General features: G+C 72.1%; 26 protein-coding genes and 1 other RNA gene. 13 read left to right on the top strand and 14 right to left on the bottom strand.

The annotated features are described in order from the left end of the window. Positions 1-88 precede the first annotated feature (88 nt). From Athai_RS18185 to Athai_RS18200, 4 genes are all read left to right on the top strand, one after another. Positions 89-490, top strand: a complete 402-nt coding sequence (locus Athai_RS18185) for a DUF6188 family protein (protein ID WP_203962585.1) — start codon at positions 89-91, stop codon at positions 488-490. Positions 491-764: 274 nt separating this feature from the next. After that, the gene (locus tag Athai_RS18190; protein ID WP_203962586.1) at positions 765-1,178 is read left to right on the top strand and encodes a hypothetical protein; all 414 of its coding nucleotides are present in this window, start codon (positions 765-767) and stop codon (positions 1,176-1,178) included. Further along, positions 1,175-1,876 carry an HAD family hydrolase gene (locus Athai_RS18195; protein ID WP_203962587.1) on the top strand — a complete coding sequence of 234 codons (702 nt, stop codon included), beginning with the start codon at positions 1,175-1,177 and terminating at the stop codon, positions 1,874-1,876. Before Athai_RS18190 ends, Athai_RS18195 begins: the two co-directional genes overlap by 4 nt. Then, a complete protein-coding gene (locus tag Athai_RS18200) occupies positions 1,873-2,694 on the top strand; it encodes a phosphotransferase (protein WP_203962588.1) in 822 nt (273 codons plus the stop codon). Before Athai_RS18195 ends, Athai_RS18200 begins: the two co-directional genes overlap by 4 nt. A 69-nt stretch (positions 2,695-2,763) precedes the next feature. On the opposite strand, the gene Athai_RS18205 is transcribed toward Athai_RS18200, so the two are convergent. From Athai_RS18205 to Athai_RS18215, 3 genes are all read right to left on the bottom strand, one after another. Beyond that, a complete protein-coding gene (locus Athai_RS18205; RefSeq protein ID WP_203962589.1) occupies positions 2,764-4,101 on the bottom strand; it encodes a PIN-like domain-containing protein in 1,338 nt (445 codons plus the stop codon). A 1,014-nt stretch (positions 4,102-5,115) separates the two neighbouring features. Further along, positions 5,116-5,524: RNase P RNA component class A (gene rnpB, locus Athai_RS18210), an RNA gene on the bottom strand. 40 nt (positions 5,525-5,564) lie between these two features. Further along, complete coding sequence (locus tag Athai_RS18215; protein ID WP_203962590.1) at positions 5,565-6,554, bottom strand: ArsR/SmtB family transcription factor; 990 nt, start codon at positions 6,552-6,554, stop codon at positions 5,565-5,567. A gap of 58 nt (positions 6,555-6,612) precedes the next feature. On the opposite strand from Athai_RS18215, the gene Athai_RS18220 reads away from it, so the two are divergent. The 3 genes from Athai_RS18220 to Athai_RS18230 all read left to right on the top strand — a co-directional run bounded on the left by Athai_RS18220 (position 6,613) and on the right by Athai_RS18230 (position 9,182). Then, positions 6,613-7,836, top strand: coding sequence for an MFS transporter (locus Athai_RS18220; RefSeq protein WP_203962591.1), 1,224 nt, complete (start codon positions 6,613-6,615; stop codon positions 7,834-7,836). Positions 7,837-8,053: 217 nt separating this feature from the next. Then, positions 8,054-8,779, top strand: coding sequence for a helix-turn-helix domain-containing protein (locus tag Athai_RS18225; protein ID WP_203962592.1), 726 nt, complete (start codon positions 8,054-8,056; stop codon positions 8,777-8,779). Between the two features lie 10 nt (positions 8,780-8,789). After that, a complete protein-coding gene (locus tag Athai_RS18230) occupies positions 8,790-9,182 on the top strand; it encodes a VOC family protein (RefSeq protein ID WP_203962593.1) in 393 nt (130 codons plus the stop codon). Positions 9,183-9,290: 108 nt separating this feature from the next. Here Athai_RS18230 and Athai_RS18235 read toward each other — a convergent pair whose 3' ends face one another. From Athai_RS18235 to Athai_RS18245, 3 genes are all read right to left on the bottom strand, one after another. Next, positions 9,291-10,238: a serine hydrolase gene (locus Athai_RS18235; protein ID WP_203962594.1), complete on the bottom strand. Its 948-nt coding sequence runs from the start codon at positions 10,236-10,238 to the stop codon at positions 9,291-9,293. A 147-nt stretch (positions 10,239-10,385) separates the two neighbouring features. After that, a complete protein-coding gene (gene mctP / locus Athai_RS18240; protein WP_203962595.1) occupies positions 10,386-11,978 on the bottom strand; it encodes a monocarboxylate uptake permease MctP in 1,593 nt (530 codons plus the stop codon). Beyond that, a complete protein-coding gene (locus tag Athai_RS18245) occupies positions 11,975-12,238 on the bottom strand; it encodes a DUF3311 domain-containing protein (RefSeq protein WP_203962596.1) in 264 nt (87 codons plus the stop codon). The genes mctP and Athai_RS18245 overlap by 4 nt, the downstream gene beginning before the upstream one ends. A gap of 190 nt (positions 12,239-12,428) precedes the next feature. On the opposite strand from Athai_RS18245, the gene Athai_RS18250 reads away from it, so the two are divergent. The 4 genes from Athai_RS18250 to Athai_RS18265 all read left to right on the top strand — a co-directional run bounded on the left by Athai_RS18250 (position 12,429) and on the right by Athai_RS18265 (position 15,614). Further along, positions 12,429-13,670: an ArsB/NhaD family transporter gene (locus Athai_RS18250; RefSeq protein WP_203962597.1), complete on the top strand. Its 1,242-nt coding sequence runs from the start codon at positions 12,429-12,431 to the stop codon at positions 13,668-13,670. Positions 13,671-13,674: 4 nt separating this feature from the next. Then, a complete protein-coding gene (locus Athai_RS18255) occupies positions 13,675-14,286 on the top strand; it encodes a universal stress protein (RefSeq protein ID WP_203962598.1) in 612 nt (203 codons plus the stop codon). A gap of 118 nt (positions 14,287-14,404) precedes the next feature. Further along, complete coding sequence (locus Athai_RS18260) at positions 14,405-15,031, top strand: hypothetical protein (protein WP_203962599.1); 627 nt, start codon at positions 14,405-14,407, stop codon at positions 15,029-15,031. Between the two features lie 34 nt (positions 15,032-15,065). Beyond that, complete coding sequence (locus Athai_RS18265; RefSeq protein WP_203962600.1) at positions 15,066-15,614, top strand: DinB family protein; 549 nt, start codon at positions 15,066-15,068, stop codon at positions 15,612-15,614. A gap of 72 nt (positions 15,615-15,686) precedes the next feature. Here the strand turns inward: Athai_RS18265 and Athai_RS18270 are convergent, their stop codons facing one another. The 7 genes from Athai_RS18270 to Athai_RS18300 form a co-directional block, all read right to left on the bottom strand. Next, positions 15,687-16,460 (bottom strand): enoyl-CoA hydratase/isomerase family protein, encoded by a 774-nt coding sequence (locus tag Athai_RS18270; RefSeq protein ID WP_203962601.1) that lies wholly within the window; start codon positions 16,458-16,460, stop codon positions 15,687-15,689. Continuing rightward, on the bottom strand, positions 16,457-17,653 hold the full coding sequence (locus Athai_RS18275) for a CaiB/BaiF CoA transferase family protein (RefSeq protein ID WP_203962602.1): 1,197 nt from the start codon (positions 17,651-17,653) through the stop codon (positions 16,457-16,459). The genes Athai_RS18270 and Athai_RS18275 overlap by 4 nt, the downstream gene beginning before the upstream one ends. 14 nt (positions 17,654-17,667) lie before the next feature. Further along, positions 17,668-19,005: an MFS transporter gene (locus tag Athai_RS18280; protein ID WP_203962603.1), complete on the bottom strand. Its 1,338-nt coding sequence runs from the start codon at positions 19,003-19,005 to the stop codon at positions 17,668-17,670. Positions 19,006-19,113: 108 nt separating this feature from the next. Continuing rightward, positions 19,114-20,742: a class I adenylate-forming enzyme family protein gene (locus Athai_RS18285; protein WP_203962604.1), complete on the bottom strand. Its 1,629-nt coding sequence runs from the start codon at positions 20,740-20,742 to the stop codon at positions 19,114-19,116. Then, positions 20,739-21,866: an extracellular solute-binding protein gene (locus Athai_RS18290; RefSeq protein ID WP_203962605.1), complete on the bottom strand. Its 1,128-nt coding sequence runs from the start codon at positions 21,864-21,866 to the stop codon at positions 20,739-20,741. The genes Athai_RS18285 and Athai_RS18290 overlap by 4 nt, the downstream gene beginning before the upstream one ends. Positions 21,867-21,880: 14 nt before the next feature. Further along, positions 21,881-22,933, bottom strand: a complete 1,053-nt coding sequence (locus Athai_RS18295) for a LacI family DNA-binding transcriptional regulator (protein ID WP_203962606.1) — start codon at positions 22,931-22,933, stop codon at positions 21,881-21,883. A 76-nt stretch (positions 22,934-23,009) separates the two neighbouring features. Beyond that, positions 23,010-23,471, bottom strand: a complete 462-nt coding sequence (locus Athai_RS18300) for a MaoC family dehydratase (protein ID WP_203962607.1) — start codon at positions 23,469-23,471, stop codon at positions 23,010-23,012. A gap of 192 nt (positions 23,472-23,663) precedes the next feature. Between Athai_RS18300 and Athai_RS18305 the strand changes: the two genes are divergently transcribed. Next, positions 23,664-23,882: a DUF2277 domain-containing protein gene (locus tag Athai_RS18305; RefSeq protein ID WP_203962608.1), complete on the top strand. Its 219-nt coding sequence runs from the start codon at positions 23,664-23,666 to the stop codon at positions 23,880-23,882. A gap of 291 nt (positions 23,883-24,173) precedes the next feature. Here the strand turns inward: Athai_RS18305 and Athai_RS18310 are convergent, their stop codons facing one another. Beyond that, positions 24,174-24,623 carry a MarR family winged helix-turn-helix transcriptional regulator gene (locus Athai_RS18310; RefSeq protein WP_203962609.1) on the bottom strand — a complete coding sequence of 150 codons (450 nt, stop codon included), beginning with the start codon at positions 24,621-24,623 and terminating at the stop codon, positions 24,174-24,176. A gap of 51 nt (positions 24,624-24,674) precedes the next feature. On the opposite strand from Athai_RS18310, the gene Athai_RS18315 reads away from it, so the two are divergent. Beyond that, a complete protein-coding gene (locus Athai_RS18315) occupies positions 24,675-25,289 on the top strand; it encodes a TIGR03086 family metal-binding protein (RefSeq protein ID WP_203962610.1) in 615 nt (204 codons plus the stop codon). Positions 25,290-25,550: the final 261 nt, after the last annotated feature.

Consider the following 25,550-nt stretch of genomic DNA (forward strand, 5'->3'; position numbering starts at 1 on the left):
AGCACCGCACCAGACTGTCCGTTGTTACTTCGCCGACGTGAGCGTTTCGCCTGGAGGGCGAAGGACGATGTGCGCTGCGAGACCTGCCTTGGTCGAACATGCCGACCGCTGGGTGTTGCCATTCCGGGGATTTGCCGTCACCAAGGTCGAAGCCGATTGGGCATTCGGCCTCACCTTCGATGACCAGGGCGCCGTGCGCATCAGTAGCACGATGACGTTGGGTTGGGCCGCCACCGCAGCAAGGTCGGAGACGGCGCGATTGAAGCCCGAGTGTCAGGATGTCGCGGCAGGCCTTGCCCTGTTCAATGCCACGGTCTTGTCCGCGGTGGCGTCCAAGTCCGGCGGGCTGCGAATCGTGTTCGATGACGGCCACAGACTCGCGGTCGCCCCGGACTCCGACTACGAGGCCTGGACCGCAACCGGGCCGAGCGGAATGCTTATCGTGAGCCGACCCGGCGGCGATCTGGCGGTGTGGACGTCGCAGCCCTGATCGCCCAGGTCGCAAGGCGATGGTCGGCACTGAGCCGGGCCCCGCCTCCGGCCTCCGGCCCCGTGCAGAAGGCCGGCCCCGGCATCGCCGTCGACAAGCAAGCACCGGGACCACGGCGTGCTGTCGGGTACGGCCTTGCACATGGTTCTGCGTGGCTATGGTTCGCAGTGGCCCCGGCGAGCACTGCCGCGATGGCCGCACCCTGCCCGCCGGACGCCTCGCCCCGCAGTCCATCGCGATCCGACTACTACTCACCGACGCGAGCCGACCCACGATGCTGCCGTCCAACGCAGAGACTGGCCAGGACGACCCCGCTGTACGAGCGCGAGCCGAGCGGATCATCCGCCGGTCGGTCGAAGGCATCGCCGAACCAGTCCGCGAGCTGGCCGCCATGGGCCTGGTACCCAGCGCCCGCGTCGAGGTACGCACCCACGACATGCCGCCGTCGTTCAAGCTCTACGTCATCAACCACGCCGAAGCGTTCTTCGGCCTGTACTCGGTGATCGACAACCGGGTAAGCATCGACGGCACCCCCACCGTCATCCGCGACGTGCTGGGCAAGGACTCGACCCTGTTCCACTTCACCGACACCGACGGAGACACGTCGATCTCCCGCGAATTCATCGAACAGGCACAACAGTGGTTCGACACCCGCTGGGACACCATCGCCCAGGAATACCCGCTATGACCCCCGCCCAGATCTTCGCCGCCACCCGCCTGATCCTGCTCGACTTCGACGGACCGACCGCCCACCTGTTCGCCGGCACCCCGGCCCGGGTCGTCGCGGATCGACTCGCCGCCCAACTCGCCGCGGCCGGTGTCCCACTACCCGACGACGTCGACCAGTACGGACCGCCCGAACTCGGCGCCGAACTCATCCGTCAGCACCGCGACCAGGCCGACACCATCGAAGCCCTAGTGACCGCCGCCGAGGTCGAAGCCGCCCGCACTGCCGAGCCGACCCCCGGATGTCGAGACATGCTCTCCGCCGCCCACCGCGCCGGTCGCCCCGTCGTCATGGTCAGCAACAACTCAGCCGCCGCCGTCCGCGCCTACCTCAGCAAACACCAGCTCACCGGCTACGTTGCCGAGGTCATCGGCCGGCCGCACGCCGCACCCGAACGCATGAAACCCAACCCATGGCCGCTACAAGAAGCCGCACGACGGCACCAGGTCTCAGCCACGACCTGCGTCCTGATCGGCGACTCCGTCACCGACATCGAGGCAGCCCGAGCCGCAGGATCTGCCAGCATCGGCTACGCCAACAAACACGGCAAAGCTGCCCGCCTCACCGATGCCGGCGCCACCACCACGGTCACCGACATGCGCGAACTCGCCGAGGCACTCTGCCCGGACACCGGCACCGAGGATCGGACGATGCCATGACCGAACTCGCCCATCTCGCCGTACCGGAAGACGTCCGACAGCAGGTTCACCGCCGCTGGCCAACCGCCGGTCCCGCATGGTCCGCCGTAGTCGTCAACGAGCTGCACGAGCTACTGACCGAACACCACGCGACCCACCCGCAGGTCATGCCCGCCCGCTACGGCCTGGTCGTCAGCGCCAACACCCCGACCGGCACCCTCGTGTTCCGATCCACGCCGGACCCCGACGGAGTACACCAAGCAGCGGTTAGCCCAGCCCTCGCCGAACTCGACGTGTCTCCGCGCCTCCACCAGGTCCGCACCACCGACACCGGCGTGTGGACCGTCATGGATCGCATCACCCCGGGCGTCCCACTCGGCGATCTCACCGAGCCGCCAACGCTTGACGCCATCGTCGGAATGCTTCGACCCCTCGCCGGCCAGCCAACACCAGCCGCCGACCTGCCCAGCCTCTTCGACTGGCTCCGTGACCGCCTCACCGACGATCACCTCAACGACCTACCCCGAGGCCGCAGCGTCGCACCGCTGTCTGAGCGCCTCCAGGCCCTCGCCCTCCTGGACGAACTCGCCCACGACCACGTACCCGCCCTCTGCCACGGCGACACCTCACCATGGAACATCCTCACCGGCGACCGCCTGTACCTCATCGACCCCCGAGGCGTCGCAGGAGAACTGGCCTACGACGCCGCCATCATCGCCCTCAAAGCCGCCGACAAAATACCCATCTCACGGACATCGAAAGCGCTTGGAGCGGCGCTAGGCATCACCCCTGAGCGAATTACCATCTGGGTGTCGGTCGGAGTCGCCGCCAGCACGTGAGCCCTGCGTTATCAGCATTCCATAGAGAGCACGGGATATCAGCTCGCATGAGACTCAGTAGTAGGCACTTCAATCTTCATCGAGCAGAGGAGCAGGTCCAGCCTCCCGATCCATAGCCTCGCGAGTCGCCGATTCCGCTTCAGTATCGGATGCGACCGAGTCGCCAGGCAACTCGCTCAGTATGCCAACAACCTCCAGCGGAACCTCAAAGTGAGAGGTTTTCACACCATCTTCATATCTCGCAGCAAGTAGTAGTGGCACCCCGTAGGGCACATTGGACTCTTGCTGCAGTTCAGAAGTAATTCGAGCTACAGGCTTCGTAAATCCCCTAAGCATCTGAGACTCATCGCGGTTATCTAGCTCATACACACGATCCCGCGGGATGCGTCCGCCCAATCGCGCAGCCTCACGAATCACGCTACCTTGCGCGTAGCCTTGCCGATCAAGTTGATCGAGGACAGCCAGGACGGACTGACGTGTCCACGGAACCAGATCTGCGACCTCGTTCTGAATTCTTTCAACCTCTTGCGCCGACTCAGGTCGCGTTCCTACGCCGACAGCATTGGACTGCTTTAGGAGATGTGCGGGTTCCAGCAGATATAGCCTTTTTCCAGAGACTCCAAAGTACTCGCTAACCAGTTCCGTACGCGGACCGATAATCCAGCCGCCACTAGACCTGTTCCACCAATCCTCTTTCGTATCCGCCGTGATCAATACAAGATCTAGTCCTTGACGCCCGCCCTCCGCCAGAAGCTCTACCCAGATCAAGTAATCACCGGAGGCACCTTCAGGTAAGTCGGATTCCAGCTTCTCGCGATCCATATATCCGGGCGGTTCTTCGTTAGCAACTCGCCGGGCACCTTCCTCGACCGCAGACTCCCAGGAGTCCGCATCAAGCGGGTCGCCGACAGAATCCGTAAGAAGCGAGTTCAGCTTGACAAGAAGGGTGTCCTCTTTCGTCGGCGTATGTGCCATGGGCGCATCAACAGGCCGAGGTTGGATCTCTTGCAATAATTCTCCGAAGAATGAGTCAATCTTTTCCTCAAACTGACGCACTTGAGTTCCAGACAATGCCGTACTCGATGCCCATCGCTTAATGGCATCTTGCGTAGACTTACAGTTCTTTTCAAGCGCCTTGCGCGCATCTCGACCGGCATTGCCAAGATTATCCAATACCGTCTGCCGGTTTCGCCAAAACTCGCGAGCAACCTGGCTCGGAACGAACAACCGATTGCTCACTCGCTCAAGAACGTTGAGGATGTCCTCTACGGTCTCCGCATTATAGCGATAGAGATTCAAGAGCACATTCGTATCGAGCGCAATGATTCCCTCATTCAACGCGTCTCGTATTTCGTCTCCAGTCGGGATCTGATAATCTTCGAAACCCCTTAATAGATCCCTTGTCATATCGTCCCCTCAGCTTTATCCGAATACGCGACAATCGTATCAACGAGATCGCCCAAAGTGCTAGCCCAGATCGACCTGTGCATCGGATACACGCTTCCACCCAGACAGTGGTGTCGACCATTCGGCGGGCCAGATGGGAACGAGTGTCACGGGTAGATCGACGGAGGACATGGTCAGCCGCGGTTGTACTGCCGAATTGGTCTCTACTGGATCAAGGCGCCGCTGACGCGGCGCAGGCGCCGAGCACGGTCCGGGAAGGCCCGCCCGCCTACGGCCTGGCGGCCTCGGCGGGCGGAAGGCCGGCCCGCGCCCGGCGCCGCCGTCGACGAGCAGCACCAGGACCAGGGCGAGGCTGTCGGGCACCGTCTTACGCTCGCCTCTGCGTGGCCACCGGTCGCAGTGGTTCCGGGCGAGCGCTGCCGCGATGGCCCAACCCCGGGGCCATCTTGCCCTCGAGGATTCGCCGGTCACGGTCCGCCGGACGAGACGAGCCGCAGCGCGGCGTTCCGGCCTTCACCGCCTGGCCGTGCCTGAGCAGCACGGCACGAGCAGCACGGCCCGAGCCACACAGCCAGGGCATGCCTCCGGCGGGGGCGCTCAGGCTCCGGGATGGACGGGGACAGCCGGGCGGGTGCAGGTCGGTGGGTAGTTGCCGAGAGGCTGCCCATCCCGCCCGCCGACGACCCAGGCGATGCCGTAGCAGACCTGTCCTGTCTGGCGAAGGTCGTACGTCCGGTCGGGCGCTCCACCTTCACCAGACAGGACAGCCCCGCTACCCCAGAGGGTGGGCCGACGGCAGACGGGATGGACAGACAGTGACGCCCCGACGGTGGAGATCCGTCGAGGCATCGAGCGGTGCGCGGTCCCGATCCTGGGCCGTCGCTGGGCCGTCTGGGGGCCGTCTGGGCCGTGGCTGGGCCGTCAAACGACGACCGATGCCGACCGAGGATGACCAACGACGCCCGATGTTTGTCAGGTCAGAGACCCACTACGGGGCCGGGAGCTGGGGTGGGGTGGACGAGTCGGCCGGTACGCCGGGTTCTGTGCCCGGGGCGCCTTGCGGCACTGCCCCGGGTGACGGCCATCCATCTAGGCCCGCCGTCGCCGGCGGGCTCGAGCGGTCTACCCGCAGGCTCGGGCGGGCTACCCTCGAACGCCTGCGCAGGCCGTGTCGCCACGGCCCTTGTGACCTTGCTCCGGGTGGGGTTTACCGAGCCGCCCCGGTCACCCGGGGCGCTGGTGGTCTCTTACACCACCGTTTCACCCTTACCACGGCCGCCGAAGCGGCCGTGGCGGTCTGTTTTCTGTGGCACTGTCCCGCGGGTCGCCCCGGGTTGCCGTTGACAACCACCCTGCCCTGTGGAGCCCGGACGTTCCTCGGCGCCGGGATCGCTCCCGGCGACGCGACCGTCTGGCCGGCTCGTCCACCGCGGCCATCGTACGTCGCTGCCCACCGCCGGTGATCACCCGGTACCGGCGGCGCAGGAGGTGATGAGCGCGTCGGCGAGCGCGGTCTGCCGGTACAGCACCTCGTGGCGGTGCCGGTCGGCGGTGACCAGGCCGGCCGAGCGCAGTACGGCGAGGTGTGCGGACACGGTGGCCGGGGCGAGCCCGAGCCGGTGGGCCAGCGCGGTGGTGGCGGCCGGTTCGGACAGCGAGAGCAGTACCCGACCGCGACCGCGACCGAGCAGCCGGGCGAGCGATCCGTCGGGGTCCGGCGCGGGGCGCCACAGGGTCGCGGCGCCGCGCACCGGGTACACCAGCGTCGGCTGCCAGGGAGGCGGGAAACCGGTCGCGATCCGGTTGCCGAGGAAGGCGCTGGGCATCAGCAGCAGCCCGGCGCCGTCGAGGTGCCGGTCGTGGCCCCAATGTGCGGCGAAGGTGAGCACCCCGTCGGCGTACGACAGGCGCGCGTGCAGGTCGTCGAGCATCCGGGCGAGCCCGTGGTCGGCGAGCAGCCGGGCCCGGTACGCGATGTCGGCCTCCAGCAGCCCGCGCAGCCGCGGCCACTCCGGTTCGATCGCGGCGTGCCAGACCGCTTCGAGCAGGTCGGCGAGGCGGCCGACGGTGGCGGCGGGATCGGCGAGCAGTTCCGGCGCGGCGTGCCGGGCCTCCGGGTCGCCGGGGCGGTCGAGGCTGAGCGCGAGTTCGCGGGCGGCGACGGCCGGGGCGGTCTCGCGGACCCGGGCGAGTTCGGCGTCGAACGTGCCGGCCGGGCCGACCGGTGGCGGGGCGACGAAGTCCGGCGTGTACCCGCGGACCGGCAGCACCGCGTACAGCGGGGACAGGTCGACGTCGGCGAGCGCCGTCCGGGCTCGGCGTACCCAGGGCAGGTGGTGCGTCTCGGTCGCGTCGCGCAGCTCGTACAGCGCCGCGTGCGCCTCCCACAGCGGCGAGATCGCGAACCGGCAGCGCAGCGCGTCGTCCTGGCTGAACCGCAGGGTGACCGCCATCATTCGCTCCTCACCGAATCTCTCGCTGTCGACGGTACCGGCCGCCAAGCTGCCGGGTATGGCTGTCACCCGGTACCGGGCGGTGTTCGCGGTCCGCGAGTACCGCCCGGTGTTTCTCGCGCACGTGATCTCGATGCTCGGCACGATGGTGGCCGAGGTCGCGCTGTCCGTCCTGGTGTACCGGACGACCGGCTCGGCGTTCCTGACCGCGGCGACGTTCGCCGTCGGGTTCGTCCCGTACGCGCTGGGCGGCACCGTGCTCGCCTCGATCGCCGACCGCTACCCGACCCGATCGGTGCTGGTCGGGTGCAACCTGCTGTCCGCGGTGCTGGTCGCCGCGATGGCGGTACCCGGGCTGCCGGTGGGCGCCCTGCTCGCGTTGCGGTTCGCCAGCGCCACCGTGACGCCGATCTTCGGCGCCGCCCGCGCGGCGAGCATCCCGGAGATCGTGCCGGGCCCGGCCGCGGTACTGGCGCGCTCGCTGATCCGGGTGGTGACGCAGGCGGCGCAGCTGGCCGGGTTCGCGGTCGGCGGGCTGCTGCTCGTCCTGGTGTCGCCGCGGTTCGCGCTGGTCGGCGAGGCGGCTGGTTTCGTGGTCTCGGCGCTGCTGCTGCGGATCGGGACCCGGTGGCGGCCGGCGCGCGGCGGTGCCGGCAGCATGCTGGGCGACTCGGTACGCGGGCTGCGCGCGGTCTTCGGCGCGCCGCGGATCCGGGCGCTGCTGGCGCTGTGGTGGGTGCCGCCGGTGTTCGCGGTGGCACCGGAGGCGCTCGCCGCACCGTACGCGCACGGCATCGGGCAGGGCCCGGTCGGCCTCGGGCTGCTGATGACCGCGGTACCGGCCGGCACGGTACTCGGTGAGCTCGGTGCCGGGCTGCTCTCCGAGCGGCTCCGGTCGCGGCTGGTGCTGCCGCTGGCGATCGGTTCGCTGGCCCCGCTGACGGCGTTCGTGGTCCATCCCGGGCTGCCGGTGGCGGTGCTGGCCCTGTTCGGCGCCGGGCTGTGCTCGGCCTACCTGGTGGGGCTCGACCAGTGGTTCCTCGCCGCGGTACCGGAACGGTTGGCCGGCCGGGCGATGGCGGTCAACTCCGGCGGGCTGATGCTCGGCCAGGCGGTCGGGATGGCCGCCGCCGGTGCTGCCGCGGAGTACCTCGCGCCGCACCTGGTGGTGGTGGTCGCGGCGGTGCTGGGGCTGGGCGCCACCGCGGTCACCGCCCAGCGGGTGCGCCGCAGCGCCACCCTTCTGGTCGAGCCGGCCCTGGCGGACACGTCGACCGGTTAGCGAGGTCCGCCCGGCCAGCCACCCGATTCGTGCCGTGCCGCCACGCTTCCGATGCGACCGGCAAGGCCGGGCGGGCGACCAGCCGGCGCGGGTAACGTCCGGGGGATGGCGTTTCGGTTGTTTCGGGGCGAGACGCCGGGCGGCTGGTGGACGATGGCCTACCGGCCACCGGCGCCGGCGCTGGCCGGGCTGGTGCGCCGGTTACCGGGAGAGTTCGGTGCGGCCGGTGCGCCGGCGGGAGGCGCCGACCGGCGACGTGGCGGTGATCCTGACCTTCGGGCCGCCGATCGACGTGCTGGACGGCGCCCGCCGGCAGACTCTCACCGGCAGCTTCGTCGCCGGCGTCGGCGACCGGTACTCGACGACCGAGTACCACGGCGAGCAGTACGGGCTGGAGATCGTGCTGTCCCCGCCCGGAGCCCGGCGGCTGCTGGGCCTGCCGCTCAGCGAACTGGGCCGGCCCACCGTCGGTCTCGGCGACCTGCTCGGGCCGGCGGCCGACCGGCTGCTCGACCGGCTCGCCTGCGCGCCGGACTGGGCGACCCGCTTCGATCTGCTCGACACCGACCTGGCCGGGCTCGCCACCGCGACCCCACCGGCGCCGGTCGCCGAGCGGGCGTGGCGGCTGCTGATCGGTACCGGTGGACGGATCGGGGTGGCGCAGCTCGCCGCCGAACTCGGCTGCAGCCGGCGGTACCTGTCCAGCCGGTTCGCCGAGCTGACCGGGGTGTCGCCCAAGACGTACGGCCGGATCGTGCGGTGCCGGGCGGCCCGGCGGCTGCTGTCGGGCGGGCCGGCGCCGCTGGCCGAGGTCGCCGCCCGCTGCGGATACTTCGACGAGGCGCACCTGGCCCGGGACTTCCGGTCGCTGGTCGGGGTGAGCCCGGCACGCTGGCAGGACGAGTTCCCATTCTTCCAAGCCACCGGCGGGCCGGCCGGCTAGCGTCGCGGGAATGACGGATCTGATGCCCACCTTCCGGTACGTGGACGCGCCGGCAGCGATCGATTGGCTGTGCGACGCGTTCGGATTCGAGCGCGTGACGGTGCTGCCCGGCCCGGACGGCGCGATCGCGCATGCCGAACTGCGCCACGGCGACGCGGTGATCGCGATCAACTCGGCGCCGGCCGGGTTCGCCACCACCGACACCGCCGACTTCCGGTTCGTCCCGTGCTCGGTCTACCTGCGAGTGTCCGATGTGGACGAGCACTGCGCCACGGCGAGCGCGGCCGGCGCCGGGATCACCATGCCGCCCACCGACATGCCGTACGGCTCCCGCGAGTACTCCGCTCGCGACCCGGAAGGACACCACTGGCACTTCGGCAGCTACGTCCCGGGGACCGCCTGATCGGTCCGGCCCGCCGACCCGTGCCGGTCGCCACCCGCGTCCAGTCGGGCCGCCGTCCGCGCATCGTGGACCTGCCGCCAGACCGATCGCCGTCCGCGCGGCTTGGAGTCACTTTCGCGCGCCCGCGCCGATCGGGGGGAGGTGCCGGAGGAGCCGGGTGACGAGGGTGGTGAGCTGGCGTTCGGCGGTGGCCCAGCTGGTCTGCGGCGGATGGGTGGTCAGTACCACGATCAGGTAGCGGCCGTCGACGATGCCGGTGGTGTGCAGGGCGCGGTCCGGCCGGCAGCAGGCCCAGCCCTGCTTGACCGCCCAGGCGCGGTCACCGGCGGCGTCGGGTATCCCGAAGTACTGGTAGAACCCGTCCGCGCCGAGCCGGGTGGCGTTGCTCAGCGCAGTGAATATCACGTCGGCGTCCCCGGCCGGGGCGGCGTGCAGCAGGTACCGGTAGAGCGTGATCAGGTCGCTCGCGGTGGTCCGGGTGTCGCCCCACATGTACCCGAGCCGCGGCGGGGTGGTGTGCGCCAGCCCGAGCCGCCGCGCCATCCGGGACACGATCCGCGGTCCCCCGCCGAGGTCCCACAGCCGGGTTGCGGTCCGGTCGTCGGACCGGGACAGCATCTCGGCGACCAGGTCGGCGGAATCGCCCCGGTCCAGCGCGTCCAGCGCGATCAGCAGCTTGACCACCGATTCGGTCGGGAACACCCGCTGCGCACCGCTGTCGGCGAGCAGCGTGTCGGTGCGCAGGTCGTACACGGCGAGGCCGACCCGGCCGCCGACGACGGCGCCGAGCGCGCCGTGGACGGCACGGTCGGCCAACGGTGCCGGCCCCGGGGTCGGCACGGTGGTGCGGCTGGTCGCGGGTGGCTCCGACGGTGCGGGCGGCGTCCCGGACGGCGCCGCCGCCGGAGCGGTGGACTTCGGGTGCGCGGCGGGGTCGGTCTGCGCCGCGGCGGCCGGCGTCGGGTCGGCGGTGTGGGCCGGGTCGACCCACAGGCCGACACCGGTCAGCAGCACGCCGACGACGATGCCGGCGACGATCAGGAGCGTCCGTCTCATACCCCTTACACGAGGCGATCACGGCGAAAAGCTGACCGGCCCGGAGGCAACCTTTCGGCCGGCCGGCGGCGTCGTACGGAGGGGTACCGGCAGACGACGGCGCCCGCTCCGGGATCGGAGCGGGCGCCGCGGATGGTGCTGACGGGCTCAGACCGCGACCGGCACCTCCGAGACCTTCGGGTCGCCCTCGTCGGCGGTGTAGTCGTCCGCCGTGGTGGCGTCGGCACCGTCGGGAGCCTTGGCCGCCTTGAGGATCAGCGTGGCGATCACCGCGACCAGCAGGTTGACGATGACCGCGACGAAGCCGGTGTAGATCGTCCAGTCGGTGTCGAGGCCGAGCTTCGACAGCGAGAACGCCGACCCACCGAAGTGCAGGTGCCCGGTCTTCGGGTTCGGAATCGTGTAGAGCATCCACATCCCGATCGCCATCCCGGCCGCCCAGCCGATCACCAGCGCCCAGCGGTGGAACCAGCGGGTGAGCAGCCCCAGCGCCACCGACGGCAGCGTCTGCAGGATGATGACGCCGCCGATCAGCTGCAGGTCGATGGAGAACTGCGGGTTGAGCACCACGATGAACAGCAGCGCGCCGAACTTCACCAGCAACGACACGATCTTGCTCACCCACGCCTCGTGCCGCGGCGAGGCGTCCCGCTTGATGTACTCGCGCCAGATGTTGCGGGTGAACAGGTTCGCCGCCGCGATCGACATGATCGCCGCCGGTACCAGGGCACCGATGCCGACCGCCGCGAACGCGACGCCGGCGAACCAGCTCGGGAACATCTGGTCGAACAGCCGCGGCACGATCGTGTTGCCGTCCTTGCCGATCGGCGTGGTGCCGGCCGCGATCGCCATGAAGCCCAGCAGCGCAATCAGCCCGAGCAGGAACGAGTACGCCGGCAGCGCCGACATGTTGCGCTTGATCACGTTGCGGCTCTTGGACGCCAGTACCCCGGTCACGCTGTGCGGGTAGAGGAACAGCGCGAGCGCCGAGCCGAACGCCAGGGTGGCGTAGTTGAGCTGGTTGTTGGAGCCCAGCACCGTCGAGCCGGTCGGCGGTGTCGCGGCACTGAAGTGCTTGCTCGCCGCGTCGAAGATGTGCCCGAACCCGCCGAGCTTGTAGGGGATGTAGATGACGGTGACGATGATCACCGCGTAGATCAGCAGGTCCTTGACGAACGCGATCAGCGCCGGCGCCCGCAGCCCGGACTGGAACGTGTACGCCGCGAGCACCAGGAACGCGATGACCAGCGGCCAGTGCGAGCCGAGGCCCATCGTCTTGAGTACCGCGGAGATGCCGACCAGTTGCAGCGCGATGTAGGGCATCGTCGCCACGATCCCGGTGATCGCCACCAGCAGCGCCAGCGTCGGCGACCCGAACCGGGCCCGGACGAAGTCGGCCGGGGTGACGAAGCCGTGCCGGTGCGACACCGACCAGAGCCGGATCAGCACCAGGAACATCAGCGGGTACACCACCACCGTGTAGGGCACGGCGAAGAACCCGGCCGCGCCGGCGCCGAAGACCAGCGCCGGCACCGCGACGAACGTGTACGCGGTGTAGAGGTCGCCGCCGACCAGGAACCAGGTGATCCAGGTACCGAAGCTGCGGCCACCGAGGCCCCACTCGTCCAGGTGCATCATGTCGCCGGGCTTGCGCCACCGCGCGGCCCAGAAACCCATCGCCGCAACGGCACCGAACAGCACGATGGAGATGACCAGTTCGATCACGTGACCGGTGCTCATGACCGCCTCCGCTTCCCGACCCGGTAGACGATCGTGGTGGCGCCGACGCCGAGGACGATGAACGCGATCTGCAGCCAGTAGAACATCGGGATCCCGCCGAGCCGCGGGGAGTCCCGGTTGAACAGCGGTGTGATCAGCGGGATGACGATGGGCAGCAGCAGCAGCCAGTTCCAGGCGCTGCGGTCGGACCGGCGGGGCACGTCGCCGGACGTCTCGGCACCGTCCGAGCCGGACGCGCCACCTGGTTCAGGTTCGGTCATCAGAGACCGCCTCCTCCTCCCGGACCGGATCGGCAGGGGTTCACCCGCACAGGGAGCCGAACCGATCCCTATGACGCCCGTCACGCGACGGGCAGGCGCATCGTAAGCCCGTCTCCGGCCCAGCGAAACCCGTCGGGAGCACCGTCTGCATCTCCCGGCCGCCGGCCGGTACGTCGCGTAACCTGCCGGCATGCGGACGGTGGGGGCGGTGGCGTTGCTGCTCGCCGTGCTGGCCTTCGCGATCGTGCGGCCGCGCCGGCTGCCGGAGGCGGTCGCCGCGGTACCGGCGGCGCTGCTCGCCGTCGCCCTCGGTCTGGTACCGGTCCGGGTGGCGGTGCAGGAGCTGGGTTCGCTCGGCCCCACCGTCGGTTTCCTCGCCGCGGTACTGGTGTTGGCGCACCTCGCGGCGGACGCCGGGGTCTTCGACTACGCCGGTACGCTCGCCGCCCGGGCCAGCCGCGGTTCGCCGCGGCGGCTGCTGACGGTGGTGTTCGCGGTCGCCGCGGTGGTGACCGCGGCGCTGAGCCTGGACGCCACCGTGGTGCTGCTGACCCCGGTGGTGTTCCGCACCGCCGCGCTGCTGTCGGTGCGCGCCCGGCCGCACGTGTACGCGTGCACCCACCTGGCCAACTCCGCGTCGCTGCTGCTGCCGGTGTCGAACCTGACCAACCTGCTCGCGTTCGCCGCGTCGGGCCTGGGTTTCGTGTCGTTCACCGGGCTGATGGCGGTGCCGTGGCTGGCCGTGATCGCGGTGGAGTACCTGGTGTTCCGCCGGTTCTTCGCCGCCGACCTGGGCACCCCGACGCACCCGGTGGCGCCGCTGCCGGTCGGCGCGCCGCCGGTGTTCGCGCTGACCGTACTGGCCGCGACGCTGGCCGGGTTCGCGGTGGCGGAGCCGTTCGGGATCGCGCCGGCCTGGGTCGCCGCGGCCGGCGCGGCCGTGCTCGCCGCCCGCCGGGTACGCCGGCCCGCGGCACTGCTGCCCCTGGTCCGGGCGGCGAACCCGGGCTTCCTCGCGTTCGTGTTCGGCCTCGGCGTGGTGGTGCTCGCGGTACGCCGGGCCGGTCTCGCCGCCCTGGTCGATGCGTTGGTACCCGGCGGTACCGGGCTGGTCGCGCTGCTCGCCGTCGCGGTGCTCGCCGCGGTGCTGGCCAACCTGGTCAACAACCTGCCGGCCACCCTGGTGCTGGTGCCGGTCGTGGCGACACGACCCGGCCTGGTGCTCGCGGTGCTGCTCGGCGTCAACATCGGCCCGAACCTGACCTACGTCGGGTCGCTCGCGACCCTGCTGTGGCGCCGGATCGTGCACGCGCACGATGCCCGGCCGGCCGCGGGCGAGTTCCTCCGGCTCGGCGTGTCGACCGTGCCGGCGGGCCTCGTCGTCGCGACCGTCGCGCTATGGTGCGGGCTGCGGCTGACCGGAATCGGGTGATTCGATGCGCATCGTGGCCTGGCTGCTGCCCGGCACCTGGGAGTCGGTGGTCGACGCGGCGGGCACCGCCGCCAACGGCGACGACGACGTGGTCCTGCTCGCCACGTCCGACGACCGGCTGGTGGAACTCGCCGGCGGCGCGGACGAGGCGCTGCTCGGCCGGGGTGGCCCCGATCCGCTCGATCGGTTCGGCGCCGAACAGGACCGCGCGGCGGAGCTGCTGCTCGACGCGGCGGCGGCCCGGCTGGGCCGCCGCGCCGACCGGCAGGCCCGCCGTTCCGGGCATCCGGAACGCGACGTGGTCGCCGCCTGCGACCGGGCCGGGCTGCTGGTGCTGGCCCGGGACGGCGACCACACCCGCCTGGGCCCTCCCAGCATCGCGCCGCCGACCCGGTTCGTCCTGGACCACGCACCCTGCCGGGTGCTGCTGGTCTGGCCGGACGAGCCGCCCGACCTCGGCACGCTGCCGCCCGCTCCCCCGCACCCGCCCGCGGCACCGCGGCCGCCGCACCCGCCGGCGCCACCCCGGCCGGCACGCCCACCGGCGCCACCGAAACCACCACGCCCACCGGCCCCGCCACCTCCACCGGCGCCGCCACGTCCACCGGCGCCGTGACGCAACCTGCCGGTACCGGTCGGGGCTACCTGCCCTGACGGTCCTGTCCGCGGCAACTCCCGAACAGGACAGACGCATCACTTGGTGCACGTTCGACACCGGTCGGTAATATCTCTCCATGGGAGACACCACATCCGGGACATCCGACAGCTCGGATGGCGGCGACCTGAAGCACCTCGGTGCCCTGGTCACCGTCATCGGCGGCGTGGTCTCGGTGCTGGTCGGCATCAACGCCCTCACCGGGTGGAACCCGCTGCGCTCGGTGTTGGCCGGGGCCAGCCCGTCGGCGACGCCCAGCACCACCTGGAGCCCGGTCGACGACCACCCGAGCCGGGACACCGGGTACGTGCCACCCGCCGATCCGGTCGAGCCGGCCGACTCGCCGAGCCCGGACGAACCCGAGGACAGCCCGACGCCGAGCCCCAGCCCGGCCGAGGCCGCCCCGCTGTTCACGGTGTACTCGGAGGACTGGGGCGGCCGGTGCGATCCCGGCTGCCCGATGCGGGCCGTGTTCCAGAACCGCGGCGGCGCGGCCGGTACCGCGACCGCCACCTTCTATGTACTGCCCTTTGACGATCGCCAGCACTACCTGGCCTACTGCTCGGTGGTACTGCCGCGGACCGCGCACGGCGACCAGGCCGGCGCCGGCTGCACCGCGTACACCGCGACGCTCGGGCAGTGGTTCCGGGCCAACCCGGGCGGGCGGGTCGCGATGCAGGTCAGCGTGCACAACCCGGCGTCGTAGACCGGCCCGCGCGCGGGCGCGGTACGGTGCCGGGATGGGTGAGCGAAGGGCGGCGCCGCGGCGCGATGCGTTGCGGGAGCCGAGCACGGCGGTCGACGACCCGGGCGAGTTGCTTGCCGGGTTCCTCGACGGATACCGGGAAGCCTTGGCGCGCAAGCTGGACGGGCTGTCCGACGAGCAGCTCGTGGTCAGCCGGGTGCCGTCCGGCTGGTCACCGCTCGGGTTGGTCTGGCACCTGACCAACGTGGAACGCCGCTGGCTGCGCTGGGGCTTCGCCGGCGAGCGGCTCGACGACGTGTGGGCCGACGCCGACCCGGACAGCACCGACGTGCCGTGGCGGGTGCCGGCCGGGGCGACCGCGGCAAGCCTGCTGGCCGGGCACCGGGCCGAGGTCGAGCGGTGCCGGGCGGCGGTGGCCGGCCACGACATCACCGAGCGCGGCGCCGAGACCGGCCGGTTCGCCGACGACGAACCGACCCCGACGCTCGGCTGGATCTACTGCCACCTCATCCAGGAGTACGCCCGGCACCTCGGCCACCTCGACATCACCCGGGAGCTCGCCGACGGGCACACCGGCGAGTGACCCCACCGCCGGTTCGCCCGCGATCCGGCTGCGGCGCAGGCAGAACGGCGCGCCGGCCGGTTCGGGCGTGGCTCAGCGGCCGGTGAAGGTGGCGGTGCGTTTCGCGACGAAGGCGGCGATGCCCTCGCGGCCGTCGGCCGAGGCGTACAGCCGGGCCAGCGCCGCCTGCTCGGCGGTGAGCGCGGCGTCGAGGTCCTGCCGGATACCGTCGTCGATCACCCGCTTCGCCTCCCGCACCGCGAGCGGTGCGCCGGCGGCGAGCTGGCCGGCGAACTGCGCCGCGGTGGTGGCGAGCTGGTCCGCCGGGACCAGCCGGGTCAGCAGGCCTCGCCGGTCCGCCTCGTCGGGATGCAGGGTGCGGCCGGTGAGCACCAGCTCCTTGGTCAGCCGGGTACCCAGCGCGCGGGCCAACCGCTGGGTACCGCCACCACCCGGGATCAGGCCGAGCTTCACCTCCGGCAGCGCGAACCGGGCCCGCTCGGAGGCGACGATGAAGTCGCAGCACAGCGCGACCTCGAAGCCGCCACCGAAGGCGTACCCGTTGACCGCGGCGACGGTGGGCTGTGGCAGCGCGGCGAGCTCGTCGAACACCGACCGGGACAGCCGCTGGTAGGCGTCGAACTCGGCGGCGCTGGCCCCGTCGTACTCGCCGATGTCGGCGCCGGCGATGAAGCCGCGACCGGTGCCGGTCAGGACCACCGCCCGCACCGTGCCGTCGGCCCGGACCGCGCGCAGCCGCTCCCCCAGCTCGGCGACCATGGCCGCGGACAGCGCGCCGAGCGCCTCCTCGCGGTCGATCCGGATCGTCAGTACCGCGCCGTCGCGTTCGATCACCAGGTTGCTCATCCGACCGCTCCCTGCGCCCGCAGCGTGGCCAGCTCGTCGTCGGTGAGCACCTCGGCGAGGACCTCGTCGGTGTGCTGGCCGGCGATCGGCGGCGGCATCCGCAGCTGCCAGGGCGTGCCGGACAGCCGTACCGGGCAGCCGATCAGCTCCAGCCGCCCGTGGCTCGGGTGGTCGACCGTGACGATCAGGTCGTGCTCCTGCTCGCGCAGCTCGTCGACCGCCTCGGCGGTGGTACGCACCCGGGCGCACCAGATGCCCGCCCCGAGCAGCGTGGCGACCAGCTCGTCGGCCGGCCGGCGTGCGGTGGCCGCCTCCAGCGCGGTCTTGACCGCGTCCCGGTCGGCCCACGCGTCGGCGTCGTCGAGGCCGGCCACGCCGAGCAGCTCGGCCACCTTCGGTACCGGCGCCATCGCGATCGCGACGTGGCCGTCGGCGGCGGCGTACACCCCGAACGGGGCGGACAGCCACGCCTGGCCGACGCCGGCGGCGGAGCGGTGCCACTGCTGCCGCTGGTTGACCAGCGCGGAGATCTCCTGGCACTGCAACGCGATCGCGGTCGAGTACAGGTCGACCTCCACCCGCTGCCCGATCCCGTGCCGTTCCCGCGCCACCAGCGCGGCGAGGATGCCGTTGGACAGGGTCAGCGCGGTCGAGGCGTCCACGATGGACGTACCGGCCGGGGTCGGCGGGTCGCCGGCCCGGCCGCCGGCCGCGGCGAGCCCGGACATGGCCTGGATCAACAGGTCCTGGCCGGGCCGCCCCTCCCTGGCGAAAACGGTGTCCTGACCCCACCCGGAGCCGGAGCAGTAGATGATGTCCGGTTTCACCGCGCGCAGGTCGTCGTAGCCCAGGCCGAGCCGGTCCAGCACGCCGGGCCGGAAGTTCTCCACCACCACGTCGCAGGTCGCGGCCAGCCGCAGCAGCGCGTCCCGGCCGGCCGGCGACTTGAGGTCGACGGCGACCGACCGCTTGTTGCGGTTCATCGCGAGGAACGCGGCGGAGTCGGCGGCGCCGGTGTCGCCGGCCGGCCGTACCAGCTCACCCATCATCTCCAGTCGCCGCTCCCACTCGCCGTCCCGGCGCTCGACCTTGATCACGTCGGCGCCGAGGTCGGCGAGCAGCTGGGTGGCGTACGGGCCGAGCATCATCTGGGTGAAGTCCAGGATGCGAAGGCCGTCCAGGGCTGCGGGCATCGGTCGTCCCCTTCCTACGATGCCGCCGCGGCGGCGGGTTCGGTGCTCGGCACGTGCTTGCGGCGGTCCCGGCCGAGCACGGCGAGCAGGACGGCCGGTACCGCGACCACGATCGCGGACACCACGAACGACAGCTCCCAGGAGCCGGTGGCGTCCACCACGTAGCCCAGCACGATCGGCGCGATGATGCCGGCGATGTTCGCGATGAAGTGCACGAACCCGGAGACCGAGCCGAACCGCCGGAACGGGATCACCGGCCCGATGATGGCGAAGAACTGCGCCCCGACGATGTACAGGACGAACACGGTGACGGCCATCAGCGCGACCGCGCCGTACGCGGAGTGCACGATGCCGACCGGCCCGAACGCGCACGCCACCAGCAGCAGGCCGACCACCGTGGTCCACTTGCGGGAGTTGAACAGTCCGATCCGGCGCCCCAGCGCGTCGGTGAACACGCCGCCGAGCGCCAGCCCGACGAAACCGCACAGCCACGGGATCGAGCCGGTCACCGCGATCTGCGACAGGTCGAGGTGGTGCGCCTCGTGCAGGAAGTCCGGGAACCAGGTGAGGAACGTGAACAGCACCCAGGAGTAGCCGAAGTAGGTCAGCGCGGTGGCGAGTACCAGCGGCATCCGCAGGTAGCCGAGCAGGCTCCGCTCCGGCTCGTCGGAGGCGGTCAGCGCCTGTTCGTGGGCGGCGGCGTCGGTCCGCATCTCCTCGACCTCGGCCGGCCGTACCCACGGGTGCGCCTCCGGGCGGTCCCGGACCACGACCCACCAGCCGACCAGGAACAGCACCCCGATCGCGCCGAGGATGACGAACGGTGCGCGCCAGTTGCCGTCGAACGCCTCGATCAGCGCCACCACGATCGGGGTACCGACCGCGCCGCCGAGCGGGGTGGACGCCTGGGACAGGCCCAGCGAGGTGCCGAGCCTGCGCTGCGGGAACCAGTTCGACATGGTCTTCGCGGTCACCGATGCCTGCGGCCCCTCGCCGAACCCGAACAGGAACCGGATCACCATGAAACTGACGAAGCCGAAGCCGGCCGCGGTCAGCGCGGTGAACAGCGACCACCAGCCGACCGCGAGCGCCATCACCTTGCGCGGGCCGAACCTGTCGGAGGTGGCGCCGCCGATGAAGCAGAACGGCGCGTAGCCGAGCGAGAACACCGCGGCGATCCAGCCCCAGGTGCCCTTGCTGAAGCCGTACTCGGCGATGATCAGCGGTGCGGCGACCCCGATCGCCGCCCGGTCGGCGTAGTTGAGCCCCAGCACCAGGAAGTTCATGCTCAGTACCGCCCAGCGGTACCGGAACCGGGTGCCGTCGGCGGTTGCCGGAGTCGCGGCGCTCATGGCCGTTCCTCCTTCGCCGGAACGCGCCGGAGGCACGTACCCGCGGGACACCACTGCTCGACTCGCTGACGCTCGTTCATGACGGCACCTTTCGGTGAGGGGAGGGGGTCACTGGCCGACGTGCCGCTCGTGCCGGGCCCAGGCCGCGGCGCGCAGCGCGCGGCGGGCGACCTTGCCGGTACTGGAGGTGGGCAGCGAGTCGGCGATCTCGACCTGCAACGGTTTCTTGTAGCTGGCCAGCCGGTCCCGGCAGGCCTGGACGACGTCCGCTGTGGACAGTGCGGCGCCGGCGGCCGGTACCACCAGCGCCGCCACGGCCTCGCCCCACCGCTCGTGCGATACCCCGAAGACGACGACGTCGGCGACCTCGGGCAGTTCGGCGATGGCACGCTCCACTTCGGACGGGTAGACGGTGAAGCCGCCGGACACGATCACGTCGGAGATCCGGTCGACCAGGTACAGGTAGCCGTCGGCGTCGATGCGGCCGACATCGCCGGTGCGGAACCAGCCGCCCGGCGTGCGCGCCGCCGCGGTCGCCTCCGGCCGGGCCCAGTAGCCGGGCAGCACGCAGTCTCCCCGCAGCCACACCTCGCCGATCGGCTCCGAACTGGCGGCACCGTCCACATCGGACCCACCGGTGGCGGTGGCGGGTCCGGCCCCGCCCTGGCCGACGGAGCCGGTTGCGGCCGCCTCGGGCGGTTGCCCGTCGGCGGGCACGATGCGGATCTCCACCTCGGGGGTGGGGCGGCCGGCGGCGGCGAGCCGGGGCCCGCCCGCCGCGTGGTCGCGGGCGTCCAGCACGGTGACCGGGGCGAGCGCCTCGCTCAGGCCGTAGCACTGGTAGAGCACCGTACCGAACACCTGCTGGGCGCGGGCCGCGGCGGGCGCCGAGATGCCCGACCCGCCGTACGGGATCGCGCGCAGGCAGCCGAGATCGTCGCGCCCGGCGGCCGCCTCGGTGAGCGACTTGAGCATCGTCGGCACGCTCGGCAGTACCGTCGCGCCGTGGCGTGCCACGGTGTCCAGCACCGCACCGGGGTCGAACCGGCGCACCGGTACCGCGGCGCCGCCGCGCAGCGTGACCGCGGTGCCCACCGAGCCGCCGAAGTGGCTCATCGGCGCCGCGTGCACCGCCACGTCACCGGGTCCCAGCGGCGGCAGCGCGGCCCAGAACCCGCGCAGCATCGCCACCCAGCCACGCTGGCTGACCATCGCGCCCTTCGGCCGCCCGGTGGAGCCGGACGTGTACATCAGCGCGGCCAGGTCGTCGGCGCCGGGCAGCGGCCGGTCCGGCCAGCGGTCCGGCACGCCCGGCTCGGCCAGCGCGGCGGCCTCGGCCGCCGGGAGCACGACGGTACGAGCCGTCGCCTCGTCCCGGTGCAGCAGGTCACGCACCGCGGGAGCGGCGGCCGGCTCGCAGACGACCAGCGCGGCGGCGCAGTCGGCGGCGATGCCGGCGATCTCGCGCGGATGCAGCCGCTCCGACACCGCCACCCGGACCAGCCCGGAACCGAACAGGGCATGCTCGCAGAGCATCAACTCCGCGCAGTTGGCGAGCGCGAGCAGCACCCGGTCGCCGGCGCGCAGCCCGCGCCGGTCCAGCCGGTACGCGATGCGACGGGCGGCGGCGCCGAGCGCGGCGAAGTCGAGCCCGCCGGACGCGCCGAGCACCGCGGGCGCCGACGGGTACCGTTCGTGCGCCCGCCGGGTCAGTACCGCCAGGGTGGTGTCGGTCATCGTCGTTGCCACCGTTCGGCGATGCTGCCGAGGATCTCGCGATCGCCGTCACCACGCCGGATCCCGGCATGCAGCGCCTCGCCGGCGGCCCGCTGGAACGCCGGGTAGCCGGCGTCCCGGCCACGCAGGAACGAGCGGTCCAGGGTGGCCAGCGTGGCGGCGAAGAAGTCGCTGCTGGCCGCGTTGACCGCCGGGTCGGTCCACGCGGCGCGGTGGCCGGGCTGCCCGCCGGCGGTGGCGTACCCGCCGGACTGGAAAGCCGGATCGACCACCGCGGCGGCGAACCGCAGCGCCGGGTCCGGGTCCGCGCAGTGCGCCGAGACGGCCAGCCCGACGCCGCCGAGCATGGTGCCGACCGGTGCTCCGGTCGCGCTGGGCGCGTCGGCGAACCGGACCAGCTGCCGGTCGGCGGCCGGCCGGGCGTAGCTGACGTAGCCGAAGGCCAGCGGTGCGTACCCGATCCGGTCACCGGTGGCCATCGTGTCCAGCACCTGGATCGGGTCGCTGGACAGCGACGCCGGGTCGACCACGGCGAGCACGGCGCGCAGCTGGCCGAGCGCGGCGGCGGCCACGTCCGGTTCGATCCCGCCGGCCGGCCACCAGCTCGGCCGCGAGTCCGGGCCGGTGGCGGTGACCGGTCCGGCCAGCGAGGCGCGCTGGTGGCACAGCGACAGGAAGCTGGACCACAGGTGGGTGGGGTTGGCCGGCATCAGGCCGGCGACCGCGCCGCCGCGCAGCAGCTCCAGCGCCTCGTCCCAGCGGGTCGGCGGCGCCGGCAGCAGATCCGGCCGGTACGCGCTGACCTGCGCGGCGGCGTCCATCGGCAGCGCCCACTGCCGGCCCTGCCAGGTGTAGCTGGCGAAGCTTGGCCCGACGCTGCCGGCCCGCTGCGCGTCGAGCACCTCGGCCGGCAGCACACCGTCCAGCGGCAGGAACGCCCCGGTGGCGGCGGCCTGGCCCATGAACGGGTGGTCGACGGCGATCAGGTCGTACTTCGCGGCGAGATCGGCGACCGGCACGTCCTCGAACTCGCGCAGCGACCGCGCCTCCCAGCGGATCGGCACGCCGAACCGCTCGGTCGCCGCGAGCAGCGGCGCGAGGCCGCGTCGATGGTTCCAGGTCATGCCGCGCAACACGGTCAGCGCATCCCTTCCGGTCGGGTGGTGGAGCCTCGGACGAGCAGTTCCGGCGGCGGCTCGGCGAGCACCACGCCGGCCGGGCCGGCGCCGCCGGATCCGCGGCCGGCGTGGCCGGTGTCGCCGGCGAGCAGCAGCCGCACCGCCTCGGCACCGAGCCGGTCCAGCGGGAGCCGGACCGTGGTCAGCGGTGGCGCGCCGTGCGCGACGAACCAGGCATCGTGCACGGCGATGATCGACAGTTGCTCGGGTACCCGGATGCCGGCTTCCCGGGCCGCGGCGAGCGCGCCGACCGCGACCACCACGTTCGCCACGAACACGGCGCTCGGCCGCGGGTCGGTGCCGAGCAGCTCGGCCATCGCCGCGTGGCCGGCCGGCGCGTCCCACTCCCGTTCGACCGTCCACTCCGGCCGGATCGGCAGGTCGTGCGCGCGCAGCGTCGCGAGGTACCCGGCGTGCCGGCGTTCGGTGAGGTCGGCGCCGGGCCGGCCGCCGACGTACCCGATGTCGCGGTGCCCCAGGCCGACCAGGTGCTCGACCGCGAGCCGGGCCGCGGCCTCGTCGTCGAGCCGCAGCGCCGGTACGCCGGCCCGGGGACGGCTGTTGACCAGCACGGTGGGCAGCTGCCGGGCGGCGCGGGCGACCAGCTCGTCGTCGTAGCTCTCGCCGCTGCCCTGCCACATCAGCCCGTCGATCCGGCCGGTACCGACCAGCTGGGCGAACGCGTCCGCGTTGGCGGCGAGTTCCGGGGCATCGGACAGCAGCAGTACCTGGCCGGCGGCGGTCGCGGCGGCCTGCGCGCCGCGGATGATCTCGGCGTGGATCGGGTTGGACACCTCGTGCACGACCAGGCCCAGCGCACCGGCCCGGGACAGCCGCAGCGCCCGCGCCGCGCCGTGCGGCTGGTACCCGAGCTCGGCGGCGACCTCGTGCACCCGCTGCTGGGTCTCCGGGCGGGCCCGCACCGTCGGGTCGCCGGACAGGATGCGCGACACCAGCGACACCGACACCTCGGCCCGCTTGGCCACGTCGGACAGGCTCGGCCGGTTCCTCATCGGCCTTCCTCCTTCGTCGCAAGCCAGCTGAGACGCCCGGACGGGCAGCATTCCCGGCTCGCCCGCTCGCACCCGGTCATCCGGCGTCTCCTGCCGGTCGCCGCCGCACCAGGTAGATGTGGGTGAGGACGAGCACCACCGCGCCGTGCTGGTTGGTCACGGTGACGAGCTCGTCGACGAAGCCGGCGTCGGTGCGGCTGCGGTGCTCGCGCAGCCCGGTGACGCGGGCCTCGGCGTGGATGGTGTCGCCGATGAACACCGGCGCGACGAACCGGATCCGGTCGTACCCGTAGCTGACCGAGGCCGGGTTGATGTCGGTGGCGGTCATTCCGACCGCCACCGACAGGATCAGCGTGCCGTGCGCGATGCGCTGGCCGAACTCCTGCTCGGCGCACCACTGCGCGTCGACGTGGTGCGGGAACCAGTCGCCGGTCTGCCCGGCGTGCAGCACGATGTCCGATTCGGTGATGGTCCGGCCGGTGCTGAGCCGTCGATCGTCGACGGCATGGTCCTCGAAGTACCGCGTGACTGTCTGCACGACGCCATCCCCACCGGGTGAACAAACGTTTTACCTGATTGGTTCATCGTTTTACCTGACCGCAACCAGGCCGGTCAAGCCTCCGTACGGGGGTACCCCGCGGCGGGCTCGTGCCCATCGCCGCGTGCAGCGCCCCGGCAGCCCGCACCGCGAGACGCCTCGCGCGTCACACCCCGGCGCTACGGTCGGGGCATGTGCCGAAGCATCAAGACCCTGCGCCCGCCGTACGCGACCGAGGTCACCGACGCCGACGTGCGGGCCGCAGCCCTGCAGTACGTGCGGAAGATCAGCGGCTTCCGCGCCCCGGCCGCGCACAACCAGGAGGCGTTCGACCGGGCGGTCGCCGAGATCGCGCACGCCACCCAGCACCTGCTCGACGACCTGCAGGTCCGCGGGCAAGCCGCGTCCTGAGCCAGCCCCGGCGACCGCGACGTCGCGCCGGGCTGCCACCGCGATCCAGGAGTCGCCGTCGCCGCGTCACGCGCGAGTCGCCGGCACGGTTCCTCGATCGACGACAACGCGGGCACGAGTCCGCGATCGCGGGCGCACGAGGCACGAGGCACGAGTCCGCGATCGAGCGCGCACGAGGCACGAGGCACGAGGCAGCGATCGAGCGCGCACGAGGCACGCGTTCACGATCGAAGGCACACGAGGCACGCGTCCACGATCGACGCGGGCTGGGGTCGGGGCGCGGCCGGCTGGTCAGTCGGTGCCGGCGAGCCGCTCTCGCGGGAGGTCGGCGAGGGTTCGCAGGGAGCGCAGCAGCGCCCGCCGGTCGGCCGGCGCCAGCGCTGCGAGCAGACGCTCCTCGTTGGCCTGGATCGCGGCACTGACGGTTTCGCGCAGGTGACGGCCGGCGGCGGTCAGCGACAGAAGCCGCACCCTCCGGTCGGCCGGGTCGGGCTCGCGCCGGATGAGACCGCGCTGCTGCAACTCGTCGAGCACGCCGATGATCCGGGTGCGGTCGGCGCCGATCGCGTCGGCGAGTGCGGCCTGGGTCCGGGTCGGCGTGGCGCTCAGGTGACTGAGCACCACGTAGGCCCACATCGTGAGCCCGTGCGCGGCGAGGATCGGCTGTTCGGCCGCCATCAGGGATCTGCCGAGCGGCACGATCATCGCGGCCAGGTCGGGTCGGTTCGCGGGCTCGGCCATACCGGGAATCTACGCCTTGACAAATCATATGCACTCGCAGATCATAGGCACATGCATATCGATTTGCTCGTGGAGCTGGACAGCCGCGCGGTGCGGGCCAGCTCCGACCTCGTCCGCCGAGTGACCCCCGCCGACCTGCCCCGGCCCACCCCGTGCGGCGACTGGGATCTGGCCGCGCTGCTGGCGCACATGACCGGGCAGCACCGCGGCTTCGCCGCTGCCGCCGCCGGCGATGGCGACGACCTCGCAGCGTGGCGACCGGTGCGCGCGACCGATCCGGTCGCCGCCCACCTGGCCGCCGCCGAACAGGTGCTCGCCGCGTTCGCCGCGCCCGACCTCGACGGCCGGAGGTTCGCCCTGCCCGAGATCGCGCGGGCGCCGGACTTCCCCGCCGCCCAGGCGGTCGGCTTCCACCTGGTCGACTACGTCGTGCACGGCTGGGACGTCGCCACCGCGCTCGACGTCGACGCCCCGCCACTGGACGGCGCGGTGCTCGCCGCCGCCCTGCACATCGCCCGAGCGGTACCCGACGGGGCCGAACGGCGCGCTCCCGGCGCCGCGTTCGCCCCGGCCCGCCCGATACCCACCGCGGTGGCCCCGCTCGACGAGATCCTGCTGCTCCTCGGCCGCCAGCCCAGGATCGCGACCCAGCCACCCCGGCGCTGACCTCCGGGCGCGGCACAGCCCGGCCCGGCGCTTGGCCATCCCGCGCCGCTCGGCGACCCGGCCCGCGAACCGGCGCCGCTCAGGGACCGGGCCCCCGGGCCACCCGATCGAGGCCCGGGGGCCGCCACGGGCACCGGTCGAGGACCCGGGACCGGCAGGTGCGCCGATCGAGCACCCGGGTCCACGCCCGGCATCGCATCGTCGGCCACGACGTCACGACCGACCGACCGACCGCACGGGCGCCCCGCCGTGGCGGGCCGG

It is taken from the genome of Actinocatenispora thailandica (genome assembly GCF_016865425.1).
GTDB lineage: Bacteria > Actinomycetota > Actinomycetes > Mycobacteriales > Micromonosporaceae > Actinocatenispora > Actinocatenispora thailandica.

Excerpts from the sequence above, each read along its gene's own strand:
- Athai_RS18250 (WP_203962597.1), top strand. The coding sequence starts at position 12,429 with ATGCGGACGGTGGGGGCGGTGGCGTTGCTGCTCGCCGTGCTGGCCTTC.
- Athai_RS18235 (WP_203962594.1), bottom strand. The coding sequence starts at position 10,238 with ATGAGACGGACGCTCCTGATCGTCGCCGGCATCGTCGTCGGCGTGCTG.
- Athai_RS18315 (WP_203962610.1), top strand. The coding sequence starts at position 24,675 with ATGCATATCGATTTGCTCGTGGAGCTGGACAGCCGCGCGGTGCGGGCC.
- Athai_RS18230 (WP_203962593.1), top strand. The coding sequence starts at position 8,790 with ATGACGGATCTGATGCCCACCTTCCGGTACGTGGACGCGCCGGCAGCG.
- Athai_RS18310 (WP_203962609.1), bottom strand. The coding sequence starts at position 24,623 with ATGGCCGAGCCCGCGAACCGACCCGACCTGGCCGCGATGATCGTGCCG.
- Athai_RS18220 (WP_203962591.1), top strand. The coding sequence starts at position 6,613 with ATGGCTGTCACCCGGTACCGGGCGGTGTTCGCGGTCCGCGAGTACCGC.
- Athai_RS18275 (WP_203962602.1), bottom strand. The coding sequence starts at position 17,653 with ATGCCCGCAGCCCTGGACGGCCTTCGCATCCTGGACTTCACCCAGATG.
- Athai_RS18265 (WP_203962600.1), top strand. The coding sequence starts at position 15,066 with ATGGGTGAGCGAAGGGCGGCGCCGCGGCGCGATGCGTTGCGGGAGCCG.
- Athai_RS18290 (WP_203962605.1), bottom strand. The coding sequence starts at position 21,866 with ATGACCTGGAACCATCGACGCGGCCTCGCGCCGCTGCTCGCGGCGACC.
- Athai_RS18255 (WP_203962598.1), top strand. The coding sequence starts at position 13,675 with ATGCGCATCGTGGCCTGGCTGCTGCCCGGCACCTGGGAGTCGGTGGTC.
- Athai_RS18245 (WP_203962596.1), bottom strand. The coding sequence starts at position 12,238 with ATGACCGAACCTGAACCAGGTGGCGCGTCCGGCTCGGACGGTGCCGAG.
- Athai_RS18190 (WP_203962586.1), top strand. The coding sequence starts at position 765 with ATGCTGCCGTCCAACGCAGAGACTGGCCAGGACGACCCCGCTGTACGA.
- Athai_RS18205 (WP_203962589.1), bottom strand. The coding sequence starts at position 4,101 with ATGACAAGGGATCTATTAAGGGGTTTCGAAGATTATCAGATCCCGACT.
- Athai_RS18215 (WP_203962590.1), bottom strand. The coding sequence starts at position 6,554 with ATGGCGGTCACCCTGCGGTTCAGCCAGGACGACGCGCTGCGCTGCCGG.
- Athai_RS18270 (WP_203962601.1), bottom strand. The coding sequence starts at position 16,460 with ATGAGCAACCTGGTGATCGAACGCGACGGCGCGGTACTGACGATCCGG.
- Athai_RS18260 (WP_203962599.1), top strand. The coding sequence starts at position 14,405 with ATGGGAGACACCACATCCGGGACATCCGACAGCTCGGATGGCGGCGAC.
- Athai_RS18200 (WP_203962588.1), top strand. The coding sequence starts at position 1,873 with ATGACCGAACTCGCCCATCTCGCCGTACCGGAAGACGTCCGACAGCAG.
- Athai_RS18285 (WP_203962604.1), bottom strand. The coding sequence starts at position 20,742 with ATGACCGACACCACCCTGGCGGTACTGACCCGGCGGGCGCACGAACGG.
- Athai_RS18305 (WP_203962608.1), top strand. The coding sequence starts at position 23,664 with ATGTGCCGAAGCATCAAGACCCTGCGCCCGCCGTACGCGACCGAGGTC.
- Athai_RS18195 (WP_203962587.1), top strand. The coding sequence starts at position 1,175 with ATGACCCCCGCCCAGATCTTCGCCGCCACCCGCCTGATCCTGCTCGAC.
- mctP (WP_203962595.1), bottom strand. The coding sequence starts at position 11,978 with ATGAGCACCGGTCACGTGATCGAACTGGTCATCTCCATCGTGCTGTTC.
- Athai_RS18280 (WP_203962603.1), bottom strand. The coding sequence starts at position 19,005 with ATGAGCGCCGCGACTCCGGCAACCGCCGACGGCACCCGGTTCCGGTAC.
- Athai_RS18295 (WP_203962606.1), bottom strand. The coding sequence starts at position 22,933 with ATGAGGAACCGGCCGAGCCTGTCCGACGTGGCCAAGCGGGCCGAGGTG.